This is a genomic window from Pseudomonas sp. JS3066 (assembly GCF_036328175.1).
Lineage (GTDB): Bacteria > Pseudomonadota > Gammaproteobacteria > Pseudomonadales > Pseudomonadaceae > Metapseudomonas.
This window is the reverse complement of sequence record NZ_CP143312.1, coordinates 5123690-5147936: the sequence shown is the minus strand read 5'-3', so window position 1 is coordinate 5147936 and position 24247 is coordinate 5123690. Positions and strand designations below refer to the sequence as shown.

18 protein-coding genes are annotated in these 24247 nt (G+C 64.5%); 15 read left to right on the top strand and 3 right to left on the bottom strand.

Going from position 1 to position 24247, the window contains the following annotated elements; all coding sequences use genetic code 11:
* Positions 1 to 305: 305 nt before the first annotated feature.
* On the bottom strand, positions 306 to 2063 hold the full coding sequence (locus SA496_RS24220; protein WP_330114595.1) for a carboxylesterase/lipase family protein: 1758 nt from the start codon (positions 2061 to 2063) through the stop codon (positions 306 to 308).
* A 327-nt stretch (positions 2064 to 2390) separates the two neighbouring features.
* Between SA496_RS24220 and cptA the strand changes: the two genes are divergently transcribed.
* The 3 genes from cptA to SA496_RS24205 all read left to right on the top strand — a co-directional run bounded on the left by cptA (position 2391) and on the right by SA496_RS24205 (position 6358).
* Positions 2391 to 4163 (top strand): phosphoethanolamine transferase CptA, encoded by a 1773-nt coding sequence (cptA, locus tag SA496_RS24215; RefSeq protein ID WP_372240433.1) that lies wholly within the window; start codon positions 2391 to 2393, stop codon positions 4161 to 4163.
* A 76-nt stretch (positions 4164 to 4239) separates the two neighbouring features.
* Positions 4240 to 5154 (top strand): DUF808 domain-containing protein, encoded by a 915-nt coding sequence (locus tag SA496_RS24210; protein WP_120654114.1) that lies wholly within the window; start codon positions 4240 to 4242, stop codon positions 5152 to 5154.
* A 274-nt stretch (positions 5155 to 5428) separates the two neighbouring features.
* Positions 5429 to 6358 carry a pentapeptide repeat-containing protein gene (locus tag SA496_RS24205; protein ID WP_120654115.1) on the top strand — a complete coding sequence of 310 codons (930 nt, stop codon included), beginning with the start codon at positions 5429 to 5431 and terminating at the stop codon, positions 6356 to 6358.
* Between the two features lie 42 nt (positions 6359 to 6400).
* Here the strand turns inward: SA496_RS24205 and SA496_RS24200 are convergent, their stop codons facing one another.
* Positions 6401 to 6796 carry a YkgJ family cysteine cluster protein gene (locus SA496_RS24200; protein WP_077524693.1) on the bottom strand — a complete coding sequence of 132 codons (396 nt, stop codon included), beginning with the start codon at positions 6794 to 6796 and terminating at the stop codon, positions 6401 to 6403.
* A gap of 263 nt (positions 6797 to 7059) precedes the next feature.
* On the opposite strand from SA496_RS24200, the gene SA496_RS24195 reads away from it, so the two are divergent.
* The 7 genes from SA496_RS24195 (at position 7060) to SA496_RS24165 (ending at position 16523) form a co-directional block, all read left to right on the top strand.
* A complete protein-coding gene (locus tag SA496_RS24195; RefSeq protein WP_330114594.1) occupies positions 7060 to 10662 on the top strand; it encodes a DUF2339 domain-containing protein in 3603 nt (1200 codons plus the stop codon).
* Positions 10659 to 12044 carry a DUF3999 domain-containing protein gene (locus SA496_RS24190; RefSeq protein WP_330114593.1) on the top strand — a complete coding sequence of 462 codons (1386 nt, stop codon included), beginning with the start codon at positions 10659 to 10661 and terminating at the stop codon, positions 12042 to 12044. Before SA496_RS24195 ends, SA496_RS24190 begins: the two co-directional genes overlap by 4 nt.
* A gap of 172 nt (positions 12045 to 12216) precedes the next feature.
* On the top strand, positions 12217 to 13866 hold the full coding sequence (locus tag SA496_RS24185; protein ID WP_153918200.1) for a histidine kinase N-terminal 7TM domain-containing diguanylate cyclase: 1650 nt from the start codon (positions 12217 to 12219) through the stop codon (positions 13864 to 13866).
* Positions 13867 to 14020: 154 nt separating this feature from the next.
* On the top strand, positions 14021 to 15031 hold the full coding sequence (locus SA496_RS24180; RefSeq protein ID WP_120654118.1) for a class 1 fructose-bisphosphatase: 1011 nt from the start codon (positions 14021 to 14023) through the stop codon (positions 15029 to 15031).
* A 2-nt stretch (positions 15032 to 15033) separates the two neighbouring features.
* Complete coding sequence (locus SA496_RS24175) at positions 15034 to 15633, top strand: DUF924 family protein (RefSeq protein WP_330114592.1); 600 nt, start codon at positions 15034 to 15036, stop codon at positions 15631 to 15633.
* Positions 15634 to 15702: 69 nt separating this feature from the next.
* A complete protein-coding gene (bamE, locus tag SA496_RS24170) occupies positions 15703 to 15957 on the top strand; it encodes an outer membrane protein assembly factor BamE domain-containing protein (protein ID WP_120654120.1) in 255 nt (84 codons plus the stop codon).
* The gene (locus SA496_RS24165) at positions 15954 to 16523 is read left to right on the top strand and encodes a lipocalin family protein (protein ID WP_330114591.1); all 570 of its coding nucleotides are present in this window, start codon (positions 15954 to 15956) and stop codon (positions 16521 to 16523) included. Before bamE ends, SA496_RS24165 begins: the two co-directional genes overlap by 4 nt.
* A 123-nt stretch (positions 16524 to 16646) precedes the next feature.
* Here SA496_RS24165 and SA496_RS24160 read toward each other — a convergent pair whose 3' ends face one another.
* Positions 16647 to 18011 carry a formimidoylglutamate deiminase gene (locus SA496_RS24160; protein ID WP_120654122.1) on the bottom strand — a complete coding sequence of 455 codons (1365 nt, stop codon included), beginning with the start codon at positions 18009 to 18011 and terminating at the stop codon, positions 16647 to 16649.
* A gap of 179 nt (positions 18012 to 18190) precedes the next feature.
* Between SA496_RS24160 and hutC the strand changes: the two genes are divergently transcribed.
* The 5 genes from hutC to hutH all read left to right on the top strand — a co-directional run bounded on the left by hutC (position 18191) and on the right by hutH (position 24119).
* Positions 18191 to 18943 carry a histidine utilization repressor gene (hutC, locus tag SA496_RS24155; RefSeq protein ID WP_120654123.1) on the top strand — a complete coding sequence of 251 codons (753 nt, stop codon included), beginning with the start codon at positions 18191 to 18193 and terminating at the stop codon, positions 18941 to 18943.
* Positions 18940 to 19524: a HutD/Ves family protein gene (locus tag SA496_RS24150; RefSeq protein WP_120654124.1), complete on the top strand. Its 585-nt coding sequence runs from the start codon at positions 18940 to 18942 to the stop codon at positions 19522 to 19524. The genes hutC and SA496_RS24150 overlap by 4 nt, the downstream gene beginning before the upstream one ends.
* Before the next feature lie 90 nt (positions 19525 to 19614).
* Positions 19615 to 20622 carry an ABC transporter substrate-binding protein gene (locus SA496_RS24145; protein ID WP_153918196.1) on the top strand — a complete coding sequence of 336 codons (1008 nt, stop codon included), beginning with the start codon at positions 19615 to 19617 and terminating at the stop codon, positions 20620 to 20622.
* A 291-nt stretch (positions 20623 to 20913) separates the two neighbouring features.
* The gene (hutU, locus tag SA496_RS24140) at positions 20914 to 22584 is read left to right on the top strand and encodes a urocanate hydratase (protein WP_120654126.1); all 1671 of its coding nucleotides are present in this window, start codon (positions 20914 to 20916) and stop codon (positions 22582 to 22584) included.
* Positions 22581 to 24119, top strand: a complete 1539-nt coding sequence (gene hutH, locus SA496_RS24135; RefSeq protein WP_153918193.1) for a histidine ammonia-lyase — start codon at positions 22581 to 22583, stop codon at positions 24117 to 24119. The genes hutU and hutH overlap by 4 nt, the downstream gene beginning before the upstream one ends.
* Positions 24120 to 24247 lie beyond the last annotated feature (128 nt).

The window sequence follows — 24247 nt, the reverse complement described above, 5'->3', positions numbered from 1 at the left end:
AGCACCGCCTTCTCCCCGCTGTCCAGCGCGCTTTCCACCAGCGCGGGTAGCTGCCGTCGTCGGACGGAAATGGGGACAGATTTATTCTCCCTACTCCAATTTGGGGGGAAGAGCAGGCTTTATCTATCCATGGAGAGAGAATCTAGTCCCCTCTCTCGCAGACACGAAACCCACCAACTCGTCCGTCAAACGTTGGGCTTCGCTGCGCTCTGCACCAACCTGAAAAGACCGGTACGCACAGGTGCTGTGTTCGTCCCCTTCCCGAACGCGCGACACTTTGACAAGCGCTGCGTGGTCAATTCCGGTCATTCGTAAGACACGTCTGCATCCTCCAACTGAACCTGCTGCCCCGCCATCACATCCAGCACCCTCTGCCGGTCATCGGTGCCGAGCTGGTTCAGTGCGTTGTTCACGTCCGATAGCCAGACGTCGTGTGAGCTGGTCTTCACCGTGTTATCCAGGATCAGGCGTTTCTGGAAGATCCAGAAGTTCGACCAGTCGTACCAGTCGGGCAGGGCATCGAAGGCCTTGTTGGGGTTGCCGGTGCGCATGAATTGGGACGTGTACTGGGTGAACTTGGCGGATAGCGCGGTGCGCTGGCCTTGGTTGGCGGTGGTGCTGATGAAGCGCAGCAGGTCCTGCTGCGGTGCCACGGGGAAGTTACCGAAGAGGAAGGGCAGGTCCATGCCGTGCACTGCGCCGAAGGCTTCCTGCCAGGGGGCTGGCGAGTCGTCCCAGTCGAAGTTGTAGCGGTAGATGCTGCCTTGCAGCAGGCGCAGGTAGCGGCAGATGTTGTCCACCGTCAGGTCCACGCCCAGGCTCAGGGCGCGGTGCACCGGGCGGTAGGTGGGGTAGAGCTCCGGTTTGACGATGTCGGTGATGGCGAGGCTGGCAGGGTTCTGGTTGTTGACCATGTCCCACATCTGCGCGTGGCTGGGTTTGTAGTAGCGGAGCAGTTCGCCGGCGAAGTAGGTGCCTTCGTCCTTGGTGGTGCCGAGGATCATCGGCACCTTGTGGTAGCCGCCGGCGATGAGGTCGACGTAGCCGGCCCAGGGAATCACGTGGCCGTCGGTGAAGTGGCCCATGACAACGGGCGTCGGCGTATGGCGCACGATGTCGGCCGCCGGCAGCCCCCTCAGGAAGCTGCGAACCCAGGTCGGGCCCTGGCTTGCGCGATAGGCCGCCGCCTGCAGCTTGTCGCTGGCATAGCCCTTCTCCACTAGCAGGCCGTCGATCATGTCGTTGGATTGCCGCTCGCCCAGGGCCTTGGGGTAGGCGTTGGGCAGGCCGGACATGCAGATCATTCGGTCCACCAGCGAATCGGCCAGGGGGGATTGCAACAGGCCCCAGGCATTGATGCAGCCGGCGGATTGCCCGGCGATGGTGACGCTGTTCGGATTGCCGCCGAACTGGGCGATGTTGTCGCGCACCCATTCCAGGCCCTTGATCAGGTCCAGGGTTACGTAGTTACCAGAGTCGTCTTTGGCGTTGCCTTCTTGCAGGGCGGAGTTGTACAGCCAGCCCAGGCTGCCGAGGCGGTAGTTCACCGTCACCACCACCGCGTTGGCGTTGCGGGCGAAGTTGGCGCCGTTGTAGAGCAGTTCCGAGCCAGCACCCTTGAGGTTCGAGCCGCCGTGTATCCAGAACAGCACGGGCAGGTTGCTTTCAGTGCTCTTTGGTCGCCAGACGTTGAGGTAGAGGCAATCTTCCGAGCCAATGGGTTGGCCGAAGGTGGTCGGGTTGGGTGCTCCAAAGAAGCTGCCCAGTTGCGAACAGATGTTGGCGAACTGGCTTGCAGGACGCACGCCGGTCCAGGTCGCGGGGTCGCGAGGCGCCTTCCAGCGCAGCTCCCCAACGGGCGGCGCCGCATAGGGAATGGCGCGCCAGGACTGGGTGTTGTTGGCATCAGTCACGCCCTGCACTTGAGCGCCGCCCAGGGAAGTGATCGAGCGTGTGAGGGACTGGTTGTCGGCGCCTTGACTCAGCTGGGAGAGGGCGGAAAGCACCAGTATCGAGCTGCCGAACAGGCAGCCACGGAAACGCAGCTTTGCAATCGAATTCATTGTTGTTATCTCGATTCGAGCCACTGGATTGGCGGAGCGCTGACTGTTCTAGCCCCGCCGTCGGGTCCATGTGAGTCCAACTGCGAATCCCGAATACGGATATGGCACTCGGGTGCCAGTACTAGTCAGGCTGTGCCCTTCGGTCAAACGCTGGAGCCCCCCGAACCGCTGACCGGTTGGTCACATGTCGTGTCGGAGGAATGAACCGAAGCTGGCGAATTTCTGACCAAAACCGCCGGCCTTTGACGAACTTTTCACACATTCACAGTCATATTCCCTGCTTTTCGATCAGATGGACTGGTCAAGGCTCGACTAGGGCGGATGTCTATGAAGTTCGATCTAAACAACACTGGCGAGCGTCGGTTCGACTGGGCCGGGCTCGGCTGGCTCTTTCTCTTCTTCTGGTATTTCTCGGGTGTCACGCAGCTCCTGATTCAGGTCACCGGTACCAGCGGCTTCACCGGCTTTCGCCAGGCGTTCCTGCTGAGCGGACTGTGGCTGATCCCGGTGCTGTTGTTCCCGGGGCGCACGCGGACCGTCGCGGCGGTCATCGGCGGGCTACTCTGGCTGGCCTCTCTGCCGGCCTTCGGTTACTTCCTGGTATACGGCCAGGAGTTCTCCCAGAGCGTCATCTTCATCATGTTCGAATCGAACGTGGCCGAAGGCTCGGAATACCTGGCCCAGTACTTCGCCTGGTGGATGGTGCCGGCGTTTCTTGGCTATGCACTGGGCGGTGTATTGCTGTGGACGCGGCTGCGTCCGGTCTATCTGCCACGAAACAAGGCGATGGTTGCGAGCCTGGCACTGCTGGCGGCGCTGGTGGGCTATCCGGCGGTCAAGCAGGGACTTGGCAACGATACCTTCGCGGCGGCGCGCGACAGTTTCGAGAAGCGCATGGAGCCGGCAGTGCCCTGGCAGTTGCTGGTCGGCTATCGCCAGTACCGCCAACAACTGGCGGACATGCATGACTTGCTGGAGAACAGCGCCAATATCGCTCCCCTGGCCAACCTGCAGGACGCCAATGCCGGGCTGCCGGCGACCCTGGTGCTGGTGATCGGCGAATCCACCAATCGTCAGCGGATGAGCCTCTATGGCTATCCGCGTGCGACCACGCCGAAGCTCGACCGCATCCGTGACCAGCTGGACGTCTTCGACAACGTCATCACACCGCGCCCCTACACCATCGAAGCCCTGCAGCAGGTTCTGACCTTCGCCGACGAGCGCAATCCAGACCTCTATCTGACCAAGCCTTCGCTGCTGAACATGATGAAGCAGGCCGGGTACAAGACCTACTGGATCACCAACCAGCAGACCCTGACCAAGCGCAACACCATGCTCACCACCTTCTCCAAGCAGGCGGACGAGCAGTTCTACCTGAACAACAACCGCAACCAGAACGCGCGCCAGTACGACGACGACGTGCTCCCGCCGTTCGAGAAGGTGCTGGCCGACCCTGCGCCGCGCAAATTCATCGTGGTGCACCTGCTGGGCACCCACATGAGCTACCAGTACCGCTATCCGCCGGAGTACGACCGCTTTACCGATCGCCAGGGCGTTCCGGACTCGGTCACCGACGATCAGCTGCCCACCTACAACAGTTACGACAATGCCGTGCTCTTCAACGACCACGTGGTTTCCAGCCTGATCGAGCGCTTCTCCGGCAGTAACTCCAACGGCTTCCTGCTCTACCTCTCCGACCACGGTGAGGCGGTGTTCGACCCTGAGCAGCCGGACGTCCTGGGGCGCAATGAGGCGGCGCCTACCGCGCCCATGTACACCATCCCCTTCATGCTTTGGCGCTCCCCGCAATGGCGAGCCGCCCATCCACGGGAGCTGTCCTCCAGCCTGCAGCGGCCCTACAGCAGCTCCAGCTTCATCCATACCTGGGCGGATCTGGCCGGTATCGGCTTCGATGACTTCGACCCCAGTCGCAGTGTGGTCAATGCCCGCTTCCAGCCGCGCCCGTTGCTGATCGGCGACCCCTATCAGCCGAAGACGCTGATCGACTTCAGCCTGATCAAGCCCAAAACCAAGGCGCCCGATATGGAAGTGGTCAGCGGGGAGCGTGAACCGACTGGCAGAAAGGCTCCGCCGGGTTGACCGCCGGGGCGTTTTTGTCTGTAGTTCGCCTTCGCCGGACTACGGCGCCCCGTCACTCCCTCTGCAAGGACATCCCATGGCCGGAGCCAGCCTGCTGACCCTGATCGACGACATCGCGACCCTGCTCGATGACGTCTCGGTAATGACCAAAGTCGCCGCGAAGAAAACCGCGGGTGTCCTGGGCGATGACCTGGCGCTGAACGCCCAGCAGGTCAGCGGCGTGCGGGCCGAGCGCGAGTTGCCGGTGGTCTGGGCGGTGGCCAAGGGTTCCCTGGTGAACAAGGCCATCCTGGTGCCCGCAGCCCTGCTGATCAGCGCCTTCATTCCCTGGGCGGTGATCCCGCTGTTGATGCTGGGCGGCGCTTTCCTCTGCTTCGAAGGCTTCGAGAAGCTGGCGCACAAGTGGCTGCACAGCGACGAGGAAGACGCGCAGCACCATGCGGAGCTGGCCGAGGCCGTGGCCAACCCGGAAGTGGATCTGGTGGCCATGGAGAAGGAAAAGATCAAGGGCGCCATCCGCACCGATTTCATCCTTTCCGCCGAAATCATTGTCATCACCCTGGGGACGGTGGCCGATGCCGCCTTCGGCAGGCAGGTGGCGGTTCTCGTGGGCATCGCGCTGATCATGACGGTGGGCGTGTATGGCCTGGTGGCCGGCATCGTCAAGCTGGATGACCTCGGTTTCTACCTGGTGCGCCAGGCCAGCTCGACGGCACAGGCCATCGGCCGCGCCATCCTTGCCGCCGCACCCTGGATGATGAAGGGGCTGTCGGTACTGGGAACCGCTGCAATGTTCCTTGTGGGGGGCAGCATCATCCTCCACGGCATCCCTGCGGCCCATCATCTGCTGGAGCCGGTGCTGGCCGCGGTTGGCGGCTTTGCCTGGCTGGTACAGATTCTGGTGGATGGCCTGGCAGGTATCGCTGCCGGTGCGCTGGTTCTGGCCGGGGTGAGCCTGGTGAAGAAGGTGCTGTCGGCCGTGAAGGGCTGAACTATTGGCTGTACGGGGGGCCAAGGGCAGATGCGCCGCCTTTGGCGATTGAATTGGCTCTGTCTGCGTTAGCTGTTGCGAGAAATTGACCATCGGGCCAAGAGCCTTGTAGGAGCTGGCTTGCCAGCGAAACGCGGCCATTCGCTGGCAAGCCAGCTCCTACGGGCAATGCAGACATAGCCATTGAAATCCCGCCACAGTGTTTCGACGCTGATGCGGCGCGATTCCTGGGGCTTTGGGCTAGGCTGAAAATCCGTACCCCGGGTTTGCCAACATGCTCGACATCCCACCTGAGGACGACTTCTGGCGGGATGCCAAACAGGACAAGTCGCAAGCGCCCGAACTCGGCTCGGCCTTGGAGGCGCGGGCCCGCAGCGGTATGCCGATGCGCGGTTTCTGCCTGAAGAAATGCCAGTTGGCGGGCCTCGATCTGGTGCACCGTGGCAGCCACACCGGGTACGACCTTTCCGGAAGCGATTTCTACCGCGCCAATTTGCGCGGTGCCCATCTGTTCGCCATAAACCTGCGCGGCGCCTCGCTGATGAAGGCCGATCTACGTGATGCCAACCTGCACTGCGCCGACCTGCGTGACGCCAATCTGCTCGGGGTGAAGCTCGACGGTGCCCGTCTGGATAACGTGGTCTGGGACGAGCGGGTGCTACAGGAACGCGAGGCCCGTGACGCCTGCAAGAACAGGCAGCCGGCGTTGATGCTGGACTTCCTGCAACAGGCCGAGGAGGTCTATCGCAACCTGCGCATTCATCTGGAGAAGGCCGGGTTGTTCGAGGAAGCGGGGCGCTTTTTCTATCGCGAAATGGTCATGCGCCGCCTGCAAATGCCGCGTTGGTCAGCCCAGCGGCTGTTTTCCTGGCTGGTGGACCTGTTCTGCGGCTACGGCGAGCAGCCCCTGCGCGTGGTGCTGTTTTCCCTGGGCTTCGTGCTGTTCTGCGCGCTGCTTTATTTCCTGACGGGGATTCACCACGGCGATGTGCGGCTGGCCTTTTCCCTGGAGCAGGACCTGTTGACCAACCTCGAGGAGCTGGGCGCCTGCATGTACTTCAGCGTGGTGACCTTCACCACGCTCGGCTACGGCGACATCGCGCCGCTTGGCTTGTCGCGACCGCTGGCTGCCTTCGAGGCCTTCGTCGGCAGCTTCACCATGGCGCTGTTCGTGGTGGTGTTCGTGAAGAAGATGACGCGCTGAGGCTTTGTCCGAAAGACGGCTTATTGCTGAAAAACCTGGAAATCAGTCCTTCGGCTTGAACGCGCAGTAGCCGGGGCGCGGGCCGATTCTCGGGTGGTTTCGGCAGGTATCCGGGCGCTTGTCGTACACGGTGCACAGGCGACTCTTGCGGTCGAGGAAGTAGCAATCGTTGTTGCCCATGCGGGTGAGCGTGAAAATGCCGGACTTCTGGTTGAAGCGCTCCACCACGCCGTCCTTCATCAGCCTTTTCGCGATGTTCTTCGGCGGTTCGCCACGCTCGAACTCGGCCACCAGTTCCAGGCGGATCAAGTCGTTCAGGCGCGCTTCGACCGGCATGGTGCAGCAGCTGGAAACGCATGCGTGGCACATGGTCTTTTCGTATTTGATCCAGGTGTCCGTCCGGTCGAGGTCGGCACCGACGATCATCATGGTCTTCATGGTCGGCGAGCAGGCTAGGTTAGAAGGGCGGGCATCATAGCGATGTCGGTGAAAAAGTGAACAGTTTCCCGTCGGGGAACGCGAAATTTCCCTTTGTCTCAGCGGATTTGTGTCTATACGACACCGGGTTGTAGGAATCTTCTGTGTCTGTGAGCCAGGACTCAGGCGTCTCTATTGGGACGATGCCGGTTTCCTGTAGCTTCCGGCCGTTCGTGGCTGCGATGGATGCGGCCCCAGTGCTCAATCATCCGGGTAATCGCTGCATGCAATGGATCTTCATGCTGGTTGGCCTGGCCTTCGGGGCCGGGATTGATGAAAGCGTCACCGGAGCCCTGCTCGGCGGCCTGATGGGGCTGGGGCTGGGGCAGGCTATCCGCCTCCAGTGGCTGACGCGGGAAAATGCCGAGCTGCGCAAGTCGCTCGCCAGTTTTGCCGCACGGTTCGACAAGGGCACCCAGGCCATCCATGAGCGCCTGCTCAAGGTGGAGCAGGGAAGGGCGCAGTCGGCCGAGACAGCACCGCCTCAGGCTGTCGAACCCGCCGTGCCGGTTGCCAAAGCCGCGCCCGAGACCGTGGTCGAAGACGATGCCGACCTCGTCTGGGAACTGCCGGCGGATGTGCTGGCCGAGCCTGCGGCTGCCGCATCGCCAGCGCCCACACCTGCACCAGCGGCTGCGGCGCCCGCTGACGCCTGGGGCCGGGAAGCCCGCCCCGCTGTTCCTCCCAAGGCGCCGCCGCGTCCGCCGAAACCCCGCGAACCTTCTCTGCTCGAACGGGGCTTCGCCGCTGCCCGTAACTGGCTGTTCGGCGGCAACACCGTGCTGCGCATCGGCGTCGTGCTGCTGTTCCTCGGCCTGGCCTTCCTGCTGCGCTACGCCACCGAAGGCATGGTGGTGCCCGTGGAGCTCCGCTACGCCGGCGTGGCCCTGGCCGCCATCGCGCTGCTAGGCCTTGGCTGGTGGCTGCGCAGACGCAATCCCAGTTATGGCTTGATGCTTCAGGGCGCCGGCATTGCCGTGCTCTACCTGACGGTGTTCGCTGCCATGCGCCTGCATCCGTTACTGGACCCGAAGATGGCCTTCGGGCTGCTGGTCGCGGTAACCCTGTTTTCCGCCATCCTCGCCGTGGCCCAGGACGCCCTGGGCCTGGCCGCTGCCGCCGCGCTTGGCGGATTCGCCGCGCCCATCCTCACCTCCAGTGGCAGTGGCAACCATGTGGCGCTGTTCAGCTATTTCGCGCTGCTCAACGCCGGCATCTTCGCCATTGCCTGGTTCAAGGCCTGGCGTCTGCTCAACCTGATCGGCTTCGTCGGCACCTTCGGTATTGGATTTGCCTGGGGCCTGCGTTCCTACCAGCCGGAGCTTTTCGCCAGCACCGAACCTTTCCTGGTGTTGTTCTTCCTGATGTATGTCGGCATCGGTCTGCTGTTCGCCCGGCGCAAGCTGGCAGAGGCGATGGACGCGCCGGCGGAGCGGGACGAGCTGTTGCGCTGGTCGGCGCGCCAGGGCGACACGGTGGACGGCACGGTGCTGTTCGGTCCGCCGATCATCGGCTTCGGCCTGCAGGTGGCACTGATCCGCCATATCGAGTTCGGCGCGGCCTTCAGCGCGCTGGCCCTGGGGCTGTTCTACATCGTTCTGGCACGGGTCCTGGCCGGCCGTACCGCCGGGCGCGCCTTGCTGCTGGTGGAAACCTGTCTGGCCCTCGGTGTGGTGTTCGGCAGCCTGGCCATCCCGCTGGGGCTGGATGCGCGCTGGACTTCCGCTGCCTGGGCGGTGGAAGGCGCTGGCATCTACTGGCTTGGTCTGCGCCAGGGTCGGCCGCTGGCGCGGGCCTTCGCGCTGTTGCTGCAGTTCGGCGCCGCGATTGCTTTCCTCGGCGGGCTGCGCACCGGCGCCTATACATTGCTCGACGGTTCGCCCCTGGGCGCCCTGATGCTGGGCGCGGCACTGCTGTTCGTGTTCTGGCAACTGCGCCAGGCGCCAGATGACGCTGCCACCGACCTGGAGCAACGCCTCTCGCCGGCTCTCGCTTGTGCCGGGCTGGCGTTCCTTTATCTGATGGCGCCGCTCGCCTTCGCGGCGGAAGGCACCGCCATTGCCTGGGCACTGGCCGGGCTGGCGACGCTTTTCGTCGGGTTGCGACTGAACTCGCGCACCTTCCTCTTCAGCGCGTTCGCCGTGCAGTTGCTCGGCGGCGCGATCTTCTTGCTCGACCTGGACGGCTCGGGCCTGGGCAGCGGCTCCATGCCGGGCTGGCGTGGGCTGATGGTGGCGTCGCTGATCGGTCTGGCGCTGATCGCCGGGATGATCCTGGCTGCTCGCCACCCGCTGGCACGCAGCGATGCGCGATTGTTGCGTGGTCTGTCGCTGGTGCTGCTGGCGGGGCTGGTTTTCGTCAACCTGGCGGTGCTCTTCGTGTTGCCTTGGCGCACCGCCGCTGGGGTCTGGGCCGGCAGCGGTCTGCTGATCCTCTGGCTCAGCTTGCATCTGCAACAGCGCGCCGGGTTCTGGTTCGGTCTGTTCCTGCAATTGTTGGCTGGCATGAGTTTCCTCGCGGTAAGTCCGCTTCTACTGGGCGAGCTGAGTAGCGAAGGCCTGCGACCGCTGGCCCACGCCGGTTTCTGGACGCCGACCGTGCTCGCTCTGGCAGCCTTCGTCGGTGCCTGGCGCTTACAGCGTGCCGCCCGTGCGGAAGCGGCATTGGGCGGGCTGAGCCTCGCACATCTGGCCCAATTGCTGCTGGCCTGGAGTGCCGGCTGGTGGGCGCTGGCCTGGCTGGCGGAGATCGCGCGCTTTGCCAAGCCTGAACTGCAAGTGCCCCTGGCCCTGTTGCTGGCGGCGGCCAGCGTCGCCTTCACCACCTGGCTCGCGGGGCGCGAGCAGTGGCGTGCACTGGCCTTGCTCTGCCTGGTGCTGGCGCCTGCCGGCGTTGTGGCGCTGGCGGTTGCCTGGGAGCCGCAGTATCACCCGGCAGCCAGCTTCGGCTGGGCCGGTTGGGGTGCCCTGTTCGTCGTGCACGTGCTGGCCCTGCGCAGGTTGGATGACATCTTGCCCGCGGGGGCACGTAGTGCCGCCCATGTGCTGGGCTGCTGGTTGCTGCTCAGCGTGCTGGCGCTGGAGTTGCGCTACCTGTTGATGCTGCTCTCCGAGCAATACAACGCCTGGCGCTGGCTGGGTTGGGCCCTGCTGCCGAGCGCCTGGCTGTTGCTTGTGGCTCTGCGTCCGCGCCTGCCTTGGCCGGTGGCGGCTTATCCGCGTGAATACCGTTTGTGGGCGTCGTTGCCGCTGGCGCTGCTGATGCTCGCCTGGTTCTGGATCGCCAACGCCTGGAGCGATGGAGCAGCCGAACCGCTGCCGTACCTGCCGCTGCTCAACCCGCTGGAGCTGGGCCTGCTGTTCGCGCTGCTGGGTATCTGCCTCTGGCTGCGTGACTGCCTGCCGCAGTTCGGTGTGCGCGCACTGCCGGCATGGCTGCCCCAGGGCGTGGCCGGTGTATCGCTGTTCGCCCTGGCGACCGCGGCGGTGTTCCGCTGCGCGCACCATTGGGGTGGCGTGCCCTATCAACTGGAAGCACAACTGGATTCCATGCTGGTGCAGGCTGGCCTGTCCATCGTCTGGACCAGCATCGCCCTGGGCCTGATGGTTGGCGGTCACCTGCGGGCGCGGCGCGAACTCTGGCTGGTGGGCGCGGCGTTGATCGCGTTGGTGGTGGCCAAGTTGTTCTTCGTCGAACTGGGCAATCGCGGTGGCCTGGAACGCATCGTGTCTTTCATTGGCGTCGGCGTCCTGCTGCTGGTCGTCGGCTACTTCGCGCCGCTGCCGCCAAAGCGCGCGGAATCTCAACAGGAACAGGTCAACGCATGATCGGATTGTCTTGTCTGCGCCGCCCCGGCCTGGCCTTGCTGGCCAGCCTGGGATTGCTCTGCCAGCCGCTGCTCGCCGCTGAACAGCCAGACGACTTCACTACGCGCGTCGAGCTGCGGCTGGACGGGCAGGGCCCCTGGTATCGCATGGACCTACCCATGGCCCTGCACTTCGCCGCGCAGCATGCCGACCTGCGCGACCTACGCGTGTTCAACGCCGAGGGCGAGTCCCTGGCCTATGCCCTGACTCGCAGCAGCGCAAGCGAACGCCGTGCCCGTCACGAACAGACCGTACGCTGGTTCCCCTTGCGTGGTCCGGCGGACGGGAGTGGTGCCTTGCCCAGCGTAAGGATCGAGCGCAGTACTACCGGAACGGTCGTGCAGGTGGTGCCGGAGAATCCCGTGGCCGAAGGTGAGCAATTGCGTGGCTGGTTGCTGGACGTCAGCGGTGTGGGAGCTCCGCTGGAGAAGCTCAGTCTGGAGTGGAACAGCGCAGCTGACGGCTTCCAGCACTTCAGCATCGAGGCCAGCGATGACCTGCAACATTGGGAGTCATGGGGTGATGGACAGGTGGCGCGCCTGTCGTTCGCCGATCAACGCATCGACCAGCGCGAAGTGGCCCTTCCCGGGCGTTCCGCGCGGTACCTCAGGCTTCTCTGGCAGAGCCCTCGGCACGCGGCGGAACTGACTGCGGTGAAGGTATCGAGCGCCAGCCGCGAAAGCCTGCCGGCGGCCATGGCCTGGTCCGCGCCGCTGGACCCGGTCAGCAGCAAGGCCGGCCAGTACATCTGGGACCTGCCGCTGGGGTTGCCCATCGAGCGCCTGCGCGTTGCCGTGGAGCGGCCCGGCAGCCTGCTGCCGGTGCAGGTGGAGGCTCGCCGCGATGGCGCTCCGCAATGGCAGCCGGTAATGTCCGGCCTGCTTTACCGGTTACCGCAGGACGGAAAGGAGGTCGCCCAGGAGGAGCTGGACCTGCCGGGATGGATGGCGATCAAGCAGCTGCGCCTGACGGTTGATCAGCGTGCCGGCGGCTTCGGCCAGCAGGTACCCCGTCTGGAAGTGGGCATGCATGCCACCCAGGTGGTATTCCTCGCTCGTGGCAATCCGCCGTTCACGCTCGCCCTGGGCAATCTTGAGGCCAGCCGCGCGGAACTGCCCCTGTCCACGCTGGTGCCGGGTTTCGACAGCGCCAGTCTGGAGAAGATGGGGCGCGCCGAAGCAGTGGCGATTCCTGCGCAGACTGGCGTCCATCCGGCAGAGCGGCAGGCGGCCGGTCAGATCGTCTGGAAACGTGTCGGCCTCTGGGCCGTCCTGCTGCTGGGTGTCGGTCTATTAGGGGGCATGGCGTTCAGCTTGCTGCGTCGCCCGGCGGCGCGGTCTTGATGAATTGCGAATGACCATACGGTGATAGTGGCTTTTTGATGTATCTTTGTTCGGTCATTCCAAAGGCCGCAGCAGGCGGCTCCACGTCAGGTCAGGACGATCAGGTGCCCAGCCTTCAGCCGCTCCATCCGGAACCCTTGCCCCCAATTGCCGTGCCCTCCGGGGAGCTGCGTTGAACACCTGCCTGGCCAGTGGATGGAGCTTCAGCGGGCCGGTGGCGCTGACCATTGCCGTCGGTATCGGCGTGGTGTTCATAGCGCTCTGGGTCCGCCGCCAGCCTCATTTTCCTGGTCGCGAAAGCTTTCTCGTCCTGCATGCCGGCATCTGTTGGTGGCTTGCGGCCGCCTGCCTGGAGCTGGCAGCGCAGGGTCCGCAGTGCAAGGTCTTCTGGGCCAGCATGGCCTGGCCGGGCATTATCGGCGTACCGACCTTCTGGGCCGTGTTTCTCTGGCAGTACGTCAACAGCATCCGTGAACCCCTGAGCCCGCGAGCCTTCCTGCTCCTGGGTATTGGTCCGCTGGTCGCCTCCGCCATGGCCCTTAGCAACCCCTGGCACCAACTGTTCTACGGCCCCGGCACCCTGCCGGCGGACGATACGCTGGGGGCGGCGATCCGCTACGACCATGGGCCGCTCTTCGATGCCGTGGCCGTCTACGTCTACGTGTTCATGGTTTTCTGCCTGGCCGTGGTGACCCGCGCCGCCCTGGCCAGCCATGGCCTGCACCGCCGTCACTATCTGGCATTCGTGCTGGTCACCTGCGTGCCCTGGGGCGTCAACCTGAGCTACGTCGTTTACGGCTGGACCTTGTTCGGCTTCGACCCAACGCCTTTCAGCTTCGCCTTCACCCTGGTGGCCTTCACCTTCCTGATTCTCGGCGTTCGTCTTTTCGACCTGGTGCCGGTGGCGCGCCATCTGCTGCTGGAGGAGCTGCCCGACCCGGTGCTGGTGGTTGACCCCAAACGCCGGGTGATCGATGCCAACCCCGCCGCACTGACACTGGCCGGGCAACCCGTGGGCTGGCAGGGCATGGCGCTCTCCAGGTGGCCGGTGTATGGCCTGGAGCTGGAAGCGATGCTGGTGGCGGGGGAGAAGGAGATGCTGCTGGTCCCGGCCAGTTCTTCGCGCTACTTCGAGGTCCGCTCCCGCGATATCGAGCGGGTGACCCGCAGCGGCACATCGATTCTCGGACAGATGCTCTACCTGCGTGACATCACCGAGCGCCACTGCAGTGAACTCAAGCTGGCTGAGGCCCTCGCGACCAGCGAAGAACGCCTGCGTACCATCACTCGTCTGCATGAACAGTTGCAGGAGCAGGCGCTGCGGGACCCGCTGACCGGTCTCTACAACCGCCGACATCTCGGCGAACTGTTCGCTCGCGAGCAGGCTCGCAGCCAGCGTGAGCGCACGCCCATCGCCCTGGCATTGATCGACCTCGACCACTTCAAGCAACTCAACGACCGTCACGGTCACCTGGTCGGCGACGATGTGTTGCGCGCGGTGGCCATCCATCTCACCGGCAACCTGCGCGGCAGCGACGCGGTATTCCGCATTGGCGGTGAGGAGTTCCTCCTGCTGCTGCCCGGCGCCAGCGGCGATGAGGCGTACGCGCGGTTGCAGGCGCTCTGCCAGGCACTTGCCGGCCTACCGCTGCCGACCCGGGAAGGGCCAGTGTCGGTGACCCTGTCCGCCGGCCTGGCGGTCTGGCCGATGCAGGGCCAGACCCTGGAAGAGCTGATGCAGGTGGCCGATGCCGCGCTCTACGAGGCCAAACGCAACGGCCGTAACCAGGTGCGGAGACTCGCCGCGAACGATGTCGGCTGACCGCTGAACCAGTGGCTGACACCGGCGTCAGATATTTTCGTGGCCTGTGTGGCCCGCATTCACTGCCGATTCAGCACCTTCCATCCCGCTGAGAGGCAATGCCATTCGACTCGCGCTAAACTGCGCGCATTTTTCCACCCTCCGGAGCCATTCCATGTCCCGCGTTACCCTGAGTCGCTACCTGATCGAGCAGACCAGAAGCCACAACACCCCTGCCGATCTGCGCTTCCTCATCGAGGTTGTCGCGCGCGCCTGTAAGGAAATCAGCCATGCGGTGTCCAAGGGCGCGCTGGGCGGCGTGCTCGGCAGCATGGGCACCGAGAACGTGCAGGGCGAAGTGCAGAAGAAGCTGGACGTAATGTCCAACGAAATCCTGCTCGAAGCCAACGAGTGGGGCGGTCACCTGGCCGGCATGGCCTCCGAGGAAATGGACAACGCCTACCAGATCCCCGGCAAGTACCCCAAGGGTGCCTACCTGCTGGTATTCGACCCGCTGGACGGCTCCTCCAACATCGACGTCAACGTGTCGGTAGGCACCATCTTCTCCGTGCTGCGCTGCCCTGAGCAGTACCTGTCGCAGAACGACAGCCTGGACGAAAAGGCTTTCCTTCAGCCGGGTGTTCAGCAGGTTGCCGCCGGTTACGCCATCTACGGTCCGCAGACCATGCTGCTGCTGACCCTGGGCGACGGCGTGAAGGGCTTCACCCTGGATCGCGAGCTGGGCTCCTTCGTGCTCACCCACGACAACATCCGCGTGCCGGAAACCACCGCCGAATTCGCCATCAACATGTCCAACCAGCGCCACTGGGAAGCCCCGGTAAAGCGTTACGTCAGCGAGATGCTGGCCGGTAAGGAAGGCAACCTGGGCAAGAACTACAACATGCGCTGGATCGCCTCCATGGTGGCCGACGTGCATCGTATCCTCACCCGCGGTGGCATCTTCATGTACCCCTGGGATGCCCGTGAGCCGGAGAAACCCGGCAAGCTGCGCCTGATGTACGAGGCCAACCCGATGTCCTTCATCATCGAGCAGGCCGGCGGCGCTTCCACCGATGGTCGCCAGCGCATCCTCGACATCCAGCCGACCTCCCTGCACCAGCGCGTGCCCGTCTTCCTCGGTTCCAAGGAAGAAGTCGCCCGCGTCACCGGTTACCACCAGGAGTAACCGTGCAGCCCTGGCAGCCGTTGCTGGACTGGTGGTTTGGCCCCGAGGCCTCCGCCAGCCAGACCGCCGCAGCGCGCCAGGGGCTGTGGTTCGGCAAGAAGGACCATCAGGACGCCGAAGCCCGCGAGCGCTTCGGTGGCCTGGTTGAACAGGCACTCGATGGCGGTCTCGCCAACTGGGCCGAACGGCCGGACGGCTGGCTGGCGCTGGTGCTGCTGCTGGACCAGCTGCCACGCATGATCTACCGCAACGACCCACGCGCCTTCGCCGGCGACGCCCGCGCGCAGGCGCTGGTGGCCGACGGGCTTGTCCGTGGCCAGGAACGGGGCCTGGCGCCGATCCGCCAGATCTTCATCTATCTGGTGCTGGAGCACGCCGAAGACCTCGCCAGCCAGGAGCGTGCCCTGTATCGCTATCGGCTGCTGCTGGACGCTGCGGACGCCGCCGAGCGCAAGCTGTTCGAGGGCTTCCTCGATTTCTCCGAGCGCCATCGGGTGGTCATTGCCCGATTCGGCCGCTTCCCTCATCGCAATTCCGTGCTCGGACGCGCGTCGAGCGACGAAGAATCCGTTTTCCTGCGGGAACCCGGTTCGCGCTTCTAGAATCGAATGGAACAATCTCGTGACCCGCCGTGTCCGGTCGGTCGCTTTCCATCCGCCAAGGAGTGCTTCATGTCATTGCGTACCCTCGCCCTCTTGTCCTGCTGCCTGGTGCTGGCCGCCTGCAACAAGCTCAACCAGGAGAACTATTCCAAGCTCAAGTCCGGCATGACCAAGGCCGAAGTGGAGCAACTGCTCGGCAGCCCGACCGAGTGCTCCGGCGCCGTGGGATTCACCAGCTGCACCTGGGGTGACGAGAAGGCCTTCGTCAGCGTGCAGTACGCCGGGGAGAAGGTGCTGATGTTCTCCGGCAAGGGGCTCAAGTGAAGCGCGCAGCTGCGCTGCTGGCGGCCCTGTTGCTGGCCGGCTGCGCCAGCCATGGCGGGGCGCCTGTACCGCCGCGTACCGTGTCGGCGGTGGACCTCGGGCGTTACCAGGGCACCTGGTATGAGTTGGCGCGATTGCCGATGTTTTTCCAGCGCGGTTGCGCCCAGTCCGAAGCCCACTACAGCCTGCAAGACGACGGAAGCCTGGGTGTGCTGAACCGCTGCCGTACCCTCGATGGCGACTGGAAAGAGGCACGCGGCAATGCCGTGCCCCAGGTGGAGGGGCGCACCGACAAGCTCTGGGTGCGTTTCGACAACTGGTTCTCCCGGCTACTGCCAGGCATCGCCAAGGGCGATTACTGGGTGCTCTACCTGGACGACGACTACCGCAACGCCTTGGTGGGCAATCCGGATCGCAAGTACCTCTGGCTGCTGTCGCGCACGCCAGTGGTCTCGGAGAAGACTCGCGAGCAATTGCTCGAAGTGGCGGAGGAGCAGGGCTACGACACGGACCTGCTGATCTGGCGTGTGTCGGATGCTGCCCTCTCCTCCCACCCCTCTCCCTGAAGGGCGAGGGGTGCTTGTCCGTGCGATGGCAGGTTCAAAGCCTGGATAGACTCGGAGTAGCCTGTGAGCTTCGTGGTCTCAGGCGCGGGTCACCCCTCTCCTCTTAAGGGGGAGGGTAACGGGTCAGCGCAAGACTTCCCGCAGAACCCCTGCAAAGGCCTGCGCAGTTTCCGCTTCGGCCGCATGCCGGCCATCCCTTACCACCCAGTTCCCGCCCACCATCACATCGCGCACCTGACGATCGCCGCCGGCAAACAGCCAGCGGTTGAGCAGGGCATCGCCTTCGGCGGTGGCCAGGTAGGGATCGTTGCCATCGAGCACCAGCCAGTCGGCGCGCTTGCCGACTTCCAGGGCGCCCACCGGCTGTCCGAGGGCTTGGGCGCCACCGGCCAGGGCAGCGTCGAACAGGGTGCGGCCAACCTGGGGCTGATCGGCGCGATAGAGACGGTTACGACGCTGGTCGCGCAGGCGCTGGCCGTACTCCAGCCAGCGTAGTTCCTCCACCACGCTGACCGACACATGGCTGTCGGAGCCGATGCCGAGGCGACCGCCCCGGGCGAGGAAGTCCACTGCCGGGAAGATGCCGTCACCCAGGTTGGCCTCGGTGGTCAGGCAGAGCCCGGCCACCGCGCCGCTGGATGCCATGGATGTCACTTCTCCCGGCTCCGCATGAGTGGCATGGACCAGGCACCAGCGCTCATCCACCGGGGCATTCTCGTACAACCACTGCAGTGGCCGGCGACCGCTCCAGGCCAGGCAGTCGTCCACTTCCTTCTGCTGTTCGGCGATATGGATGTGGATGGGGCGCTTGCCCAGTTCTGCTGCCAGCACGGCCTTGATCTGTTCAGGCGTCACCGCGCGCAGCGAGTGGAAGCACAGACCCAGGCGCTGGTTGGGCTGGCGAGCGATTTCTGCGCGCAGGCGTTCCTGCAGGGCCAGGTAGCTGTCGGTGCTGTTGATGAAGCGGCGCTGTCCCTCGTTGGGCGACTGGCCGCCAAAACCGGCGTGGCTGTACAGCACCGGCAGCAGGGTGAGGCCGATGCCGGCATCGCGGGCGGCCTGGCTGACCTGCAGGGACAGCTCGGCGGGGTCGGCATAGCGGCGGCCGTCGACATCGTGGTGCACGTAGTGGAACTCGGCGACGCTGGTGTAGCCGGCCTTGAGCATTTCGATATAGAGCTGACGGGCGATGATCCCGACTTGCTCCGGCGACAATCGCCCTACTAGTCGGTACATCAGGTCGCGCCAAGTCCAGAAGCTGTCATTAGGGTTGCCCGCCACCTCTGCAAGGCCAGCCATGGCGCGCTGGAAGGCATGCGAGTGCAGGTTCGGCATGCCCGCCAGCACCGGGCCTTGCAGGCGTTCGGCGCCTTCTGCGTCGGCATCGGCGAGGACCTGTTGGAGCAGGCCGTCGGAGGAAACTTCGAAGCGGACGTTGCGCGCCCAGCCCTGCGGCAGCAGGGCGCGTTCGGCGAAGAATGCGGACATGGTGAGGGCCCCTGGATGGGTGGTTTTATTTGTATATACATATACAGACGTTTGAGGGTAACGTAAACTCACCGTCAGTCGCACACTTGTCTGGAGTTGTCGAATCCGGTACATGCCGGAGACGGGCGCCACGTTCCGGGCACCGCCAGTTCTGCCTCTTCGCCGACAAGGAGAATCTCGTGTCCAGTTCGCCCTCAGCGCCTTCGTCGCTGGCCGCCCAGATGGGGGGCACCCCCGCGCCGCTCTATGCCCGCGTCAAGCAGATGATCAGCCAGCAGATCCAGAGCGGCGCATGGCCGCCGCATTATCGAGTGCCCTCGGAGAGCGAGTTGGTCAACGAGCTGGGTTTCAGCCGCATGACCATCAACCGTGCCCTGCGCGAGCTGACTGCCGAAGGGCTGCTGGTGCGCATGCAGGGCGTCGGAACCTTCGTCGCCGAGCCCAAGGGCCAGTCGGCGTTGTTCGAAGTGCACAACATCGCCGAAGAGATCGCCGCTCGTGGCCATCGCCATCATTGCGTAGTGGTCAGCCTGGTGGACGAAGTGGCCGGTCCCGAGCGGGCACTGGCGCTTGACCTGCGTGAGGGCCAGCGCGTGTTCCACTCGCGCATCGTGCATTTCGAAAACGATGTGCCGGTGCAGATCGAAGACCGCTTCGTGAACCCGGCCGTCGCCCCCGATTACCTGAAGCAGGACTTCACTCGGCAGACGCCCTACGCCTACCTGTCCCAGGTGGCGCCTCTCACTGAAGGCGAGCATGTGGTGGAGGCCATCCTGGCCGACGCCGATGAGTGCAAGCTGCTGCTGATCGAGCGCGGCGAGCCCTGCCTCCTGATTCGCCGGCGTACCTGGTCCGGACGCAATACCGTGACCAGCGCGCGCCTTCTCTATCCCGGTTCCCGCTACCGCCTCGAAGGACGTTTCGGTTCATGACCCAATCCCGCTTGCTGCGTGCCGCCGATTACCCCCGCATGCCGTGGAAAAACGGTGCCGGTTCCACTCTGGAAATCGCCCGCGATGCAGGCGACGGTCTCGACGGCTTCGGCTGGCGGTTGTCCATCGCCGATGTCGGCGAGTCGGGCGGCTTCTCCGCCTTCACCGGCTATCAGCGGGTAATCACCGTGCTGGAAGGCGCTGGGATGCGCCTTGCGGTAGACGGGCAGCAATCCCGCGACCTGACCGCTCTCGACGCGTTTGCCTTCAATGGTGGCAGTGCGGTGAACTGCGAGCTGATCGACGGCCCCATCCGCGACTTCAACCTCATCTATTCGCCGAAGCGCTATGCCGCTCGCCTGCAATGGCTGCAAGTCGAAGGCGAACTCAAGCTGTTCAGTGCCGCCAGCACCATGCTGTTGTTCGCCGCTGAAGGCGGGGTGAGCCTCACGCTGGATGGCCAGGCATTCGAATTACTCGGCCGACATGATTGCCTGCACATCGAAACCACCAGCGCCCTGGCCGAGGCGAAGCTGGACGGCAAGGGTGCCTGCTGCCTGATCGAGCTGACACCACGCTAAGGCGCACGGCCGATTCTTTTGTAGGGGCACATTGGCGCTACAGGGTCTAAACCTAATCCTGTCGCCCGCCACGCCTATCGGAGCTGCACCATGCCACGCCACAGCGTCCTCGCTGCCGTCGTCCTGTCGCTGGCGCTGTCCGCCTCGCTGGAAGCCGGAGCCGCCGAATGCCCCTATCCCAAGCCCGTGGTGCTGGCCGGGCTGAATTGGGAAAGCGGCATGTTCACCACCGAAGTGCTGCGCTACCTGCTGGAAAAGGGCTACGGCTGCAAGACCGATGTGCTGCCGGGTAACACCCTGACCATGGAAAACGCCTTGCGGCAGAACGACATTCAGGTGATTGCCGAGCAGTGGGCTGGCCGCAGCGAGTTGTGGCGCAAGGCCGAAGCGGCCGGTGAAGTCTTTGCCGTCGGCGAGCCAGTGAAGGGTGCCACCGAGGGCTGGTGGGTGCCGGATTACCTGGTGAAGGGGGAGGGCGCGCCCGCCGCGGACCTGCGTTCGGTGAGCGACCTGCCGCGCTTCAAGGCGCTGTTCAAGGACCCGGAAGATCGCAGCAAGGGGCGCTTCTACAACTGCCCCACCGGCTGGACCTGCGAAGGGGTCAATAGTCAGAAGCTCAAGGCGTACGGCCTGGAAGACAGCTATGTGAACTTCCGCACGGGCACCGGCCCGGCGCTGGACGCGGCCATTACCTCGGCGATCCGACAGCGCCAACCCATCCTCTTCTACTACTGGTCGCCCACACCGCTGATGGGTCGCTATCAGCTGGTGCAACTGGAAGAGCCGCCCTTCGACCAGAAGGCCTGGGAAACCCTGATCGACCCGAAGAATCCCAAACCGATCGGCACGCGCTCGCTGCCGGCGAAAATCTCCATCGGCGTGTCCCGCGAGCTGCATGAAAAGGCACAGCCCCTCGTGGACGCCTTCGCCCGGTTGGAAATACCCCTGCCACTGTTCAACGGCATCCTTGCGCGCATGGCCGAGCAGCACGCCGACGCCGCTCCCATGGCCATCGACTTCTACCGCCAGCATCGGGATGTCTGGTCGAACTGGGTGCCGAAAGACGTCGCACAGCGCATCGACGACTCCCTGAAGTAACTGTTACCTAATGCCCCAGGTTGGGGAGCGCATGCTTCTAAATCGGGCATTCCCCCTGTGTGGTAACAGTTTTTTCACCGTCCGCCTCTCTGCTTGTCTATACATTCTGGCGCTTTGCGACCCTTGTGGCGCAAGGCTTCGAGCGGACTTTTCCGATTGCCTGAGAGAGTTTGGCCTCTCGCTTGCATATGCTTGTATGTACAAGTTTATATGTGTGCAGATGTCCACTGCTTTTCCCGCGCAGTCAGGCAGTAACATTGCTCACCGCTACCACCCTACGAGGAGCCAGGCATGACCAAATTCCGTGACACCGAAATCCGCGCCCCGCGTGGCAACAAGCTGAACGCCAAGAGCTGGCTGACCGAAGCGCCGCTGCGCATGCTGATGAATAACCTCGACCCCGAGGTGGCGGAGAACCCAAAGGAACTGGTGGTGTATGGCGGCATCGGCCGTGCCGCGCGCAACTGGGAGTGCTACGACAAGATCGTCGAGACCCTTAAAGAGCTGAATGAAGACGAGACTCTGCTGGTGCAGTCCGGCAAGCCGGTCGGCGTCTTCAAGACCCACGCCAACGCCCCGCGCGTGCTGATCGCCAACTCCAACCTGGTGCCCCACTGGGCCACCTGGGAACACTTCAACGAACTGGATGCCAAGGGCCTGGCCATGTACGGCCAGATGACCGCCGGCAGCTGGATCTACATCGGCAGCCAGGGCATCGTCCAGGGCACCTATGAAACCTTCGTCGAGGCGGGCCGTCAGCACTACAACGGCAACCTTGCCGGTCGCTGGGTACTCACCGCCGGCCTCGGCGGCATGGGCGGCGCCCAGCCGCTGGCCGCGACACTGGCCGGCGCCTGCTCGCTGAACATCGAATGCCAGCAGACCAGCATCGATTTCCGCCTGCGCAGCCGTTACGTCGATGAGCAGGCCACCGACCTGGACGACGCCCTGGCGCGCATCGCCAAGTACACCGCCGAAGGCAAGGCGATCTCCATCGCCCTGCTGGGCAACGCCGCCGAGATCCTGCCGGAACTGGTACGTCGGGGCGTACGTCCGGACATGGTCACCGACCAGACCAGCGCCCACGACCCGCTCAATGGTTACCTGCCGATCGGCTGGAGCTGGGAGCAGTACCGCGACCGCGCGAAGAGCGACCCGGCTGCGGTGGTCAAGGCTGCCAAGCAGTCCATGGCCGTCCACGTACAAGCCATGCTGGACTTCCAGAAAATGGGCGTGCCCACCTTCGACTACGGCAACAACATCCGCCAGATGGCCAAGGAAGAGGGCGTGGCCAATGCCTTCGACTTCCCCGGCTTCGTCCCGGCCTACATCCGCCCGCTGTTCTGTCGTGGTATCGGTCCGTTCCGCTGGGCCGCGCTGTCCGGTGATCCGCAGGACATCTACAAGACCGACGCCAAGGTCAAGGAGCTGATTCCGGACGACGCCCACCTGCACCGCTGGCTGGACATGGCCCGCGAGCGCATCAGCTTCCAGGGCCTGCCGGCACGTATCTGCTGGGTTGGCCTGGGCCTGCGTGCCAAGCTCGGCCTGGCCTTCAACGAAATGGTGCGTAGCGGCGAGCTGTCGGCGCCCATCGTCATCGGTCGCGACCACCTGGACTCCGGCTCGGTCTCCAGCCCGAACCGCGAAACCGAAGCCATGCAGGACGGTTCCGACGCCGTTTCCGACTGGCCGCTGCTCAATGCCCTGCTGAACACCGCCAGCGGCGCCACCTGGGTGTCACTGCACCACGGCGGCGGCGTGGGCATGGGCTTCTCCCAGCACTCGGGCATGGTCATTGTCTGCGACGGTACCGACGAAGCCGCTGCTCGCATCGCTCGCGTACTGACCAACGACCCGGGCACCGGCGTGATGCGCCATGCCGATGCGGGCTACCAGATCGCCATTGATTGCGCACGTGAGCAGGGCCTGAACCTGCCCATGATCGGCAAAGGAGACTGAGCGTGAACGCGCTGAACCTGAAACCCGGAAGCCTGACCCTGGCGCAGCTGCGCCAGGTCTTCCACGCGCCCGTGCATGTGACCCTGGATGCCAGTGCCGGCAAGGCCATCGACGCCAGTGTTGCCTGCGTCGAGAGCATCGTCGCTGAAGGCCGCACCGCCTACGGCATCAACACCGGCTTCGGCCTGTTGGCTTCGACCCGCATCGCCCCGGCCGACCTGGAGAAGCTGCAGCGCTCGCTGGTGCTGTCCCACGCCGCAGGTGTTGGCGAAGCCTTGGACGACGCCATGGTGCGCCTGATCATGCTGCTCAAGGTGAACAGCCTGGCGCGCGGTTTTTCCGGCATCCGTCGCAAGGTAATCGACGCTCTGATCGCCCTGATCAACGCCGAGGTCTATCCGCACATTCCTCTGAAGGGTTCGGTAGGCGCTTCCGGCGACCTGGCACCCCTGGCGCACATGTCGCTGCTGCTGCTCGGCGAGAGCAAGGCGCGCCACAAGGGCCAGTGGCTGCCGGCCACCGAAGCACTGGCTGTTGCCGGACTCGAGCCGCTGACCCTGGCTGCCAAGGAGGGCCTGGCCCTGCTCAACGGCACCCAGGTCTCCACCGCCTATGCCCTGCGCGGCCTGTTCGAGGCCGAGGACCTGTTCGCCGGTGCCACCGTCTGCGGCGGTCTCAGCGTCGAGGCCATGCTTGGTTCCCGCGCGCCGTTCGATGCGCGCATCCACGCCGCCCGTGGCCAGCGCGGCCAGATCGACGTGGCTGCTGCCTACCGTGAGCTACTTACTGCCAGCAGCGAGATCGCCCGCTCCCACGAGAAGTGCGACAAGGTGCAGGATCCGTACTCCCTGCGCTGCCAGCCGCAAGTCATGGGCGCCTGCCTGACCCAGCTGCGCCAGGCCGCCGAAGTGCTGGAGATTGAATCCAACGCGGTTTCCGACAACCCGCTGGTATTCGCCGAATCGGGTGATGTGATCTCCGGTGGCAACTTCCACGCCGAGCCGGTGGCCATGGCCGCTGACAACCTGGCGCTTGCCATCGCGGAAATTGGCTCGCTGTCCGAGCGTCGTATCTCGCTGATGATGGACATGCACATGTCCCAGCTGCCGCCCTTCCTGGTGGAGAACGGCGGGGTCAACTCCGGCTTCATGATCGCCCAGGTCACGGCCGCCGCCCTGGCCAGCGACAACAAGGCCCTGGCCCACCCGGCCAGCGTCGATAGCCTGCCCACCTCGGCCAACCAGGAAGACCACGTGTCCATGGCGCCGAACGCCGGCAAGCGTCTCTGGGCCATGGCCGAAAACGTGCGCGGCATCCTCGCCATCGAATGGCTGGGCGCCTGCCAGGGGCTGGACTTCCGCACCGGCCTGAAGAGTTCGCCGAAGCTGGAAGAAGCCCGCGGCCTGCTGCGCGCGAAGGTCTCCTACTACCAGGAAGACCGCTTCTTCGCCCCGGATATCGAAACCGCAAGTGATCTGCTGGCCAGTGGCTGCCTGAATGCACTGGTTCCGGCAAGGCTGCTGCCGAGCCTGTGAACCTGAGGTAGGGAGCGGGAGGGTGGGGCGAGCGTCCCGCCCAGGTCGGGAAGACCGCAACTGCTTGAGGTACCCGGGGCGATCACGAGTCGTGACCGGTCGTCAAAACAACAATTGCCAGTCACTGG

Excerpts from the sequence above, each read along its gene's own strand:
- SA496_RS24220 (WP_330114595.1), bottom strand. The coding sequence starts at position 2,063 with ATGAATTCGATTGCAAAGCTGCGTTTCCGTGGCTGCCTGTTCGGCAGC.
- cptA (WP_372240433.1), top strand. The coding sequence starts at position 2,391 with ATGAAGTTCGATCTAAACAACACTGGCGAGCGTCGGTTCGACTGGGCC.
- SA496_RS24210 (WP_120654114.1), top strand. The coding sequence starts at position 4,240 with ATGGCCGGAGCCAGCCTGCTGACCCTGATCGACGACATCGCGACCCTG.
- SA496_RS24205 (WP_120654115.1), top strand. The coding sequence starts at position 5,429 with ATGCTCGACATCCCACCTGAGGACGACTTCTGGCGGGATGCCAAACAG.
- SA496_RS24200 (WP_077524693.1), bottom strand. The coding sequence starts at position 6,796 with ATGAAGACCATGATGATCGTCGGTGCCGACCTCGACCGGACGGACACC.
- SA496_RS24195 (WP_330114594.1), top strand. The coding sequence starts at position 7,060 with ATGCAATGGATCTTCATGCTGGTTGGCCTGGCCTTCGGGGCCGGGATT.
- SA496_RS24190 (WP_330114593.1), top strand. The coding sequence starts at position 10,659 with ATGATCGGATTGTCTTGTCTGCGCCGCCCCGGCCTGGCCTTGCTGGCC.
- SA496_RS24180 (WP_120654118.1), top strand. The coding sequence starts at position 14,021 with ATGTCCCGCGTTACCCTGAGTCGCTACCTGATCGAGCAGACCAGAAGC.
- bamE (WP_120654120.1), top strand. The coding sequence starts at position 15,703 with ATGTCATTGCGTACCCTCGCCCTCTTGTCCTGCTGCCTGGTGCTGGCC.
- SA496_RS24160 (WP_120654122.1), bottom strand. The coding sequence starts at position 18,011 with ATGTCCGCATTCTTCGCCGAACGCGCCCTGCTGCCGCAGGGCTGGGCG.
- SA496_RS24150 (WP_120654124.1), top strand. The coding sequence starts at position 18,940 with ATGACCCAATCCCGCTTGCTGCGTGCCGCCGATTACCCCCGCATGCCG.
- SA496_RS24145 (WP_153918196.1), top strand. The coding sequence starts at position 19,615 with ATGCCACGCCACAGCGTCCTCGCTGCCGTCGTCCTGTCGCTGGCGCTG.
- hutU (WP_120654126.1), top strand. The coding sequence starts at position 20,914 with ATGACCAAATTCCGTGACACCGAAATCCGCGCCCCGCGTGGCAACAAG.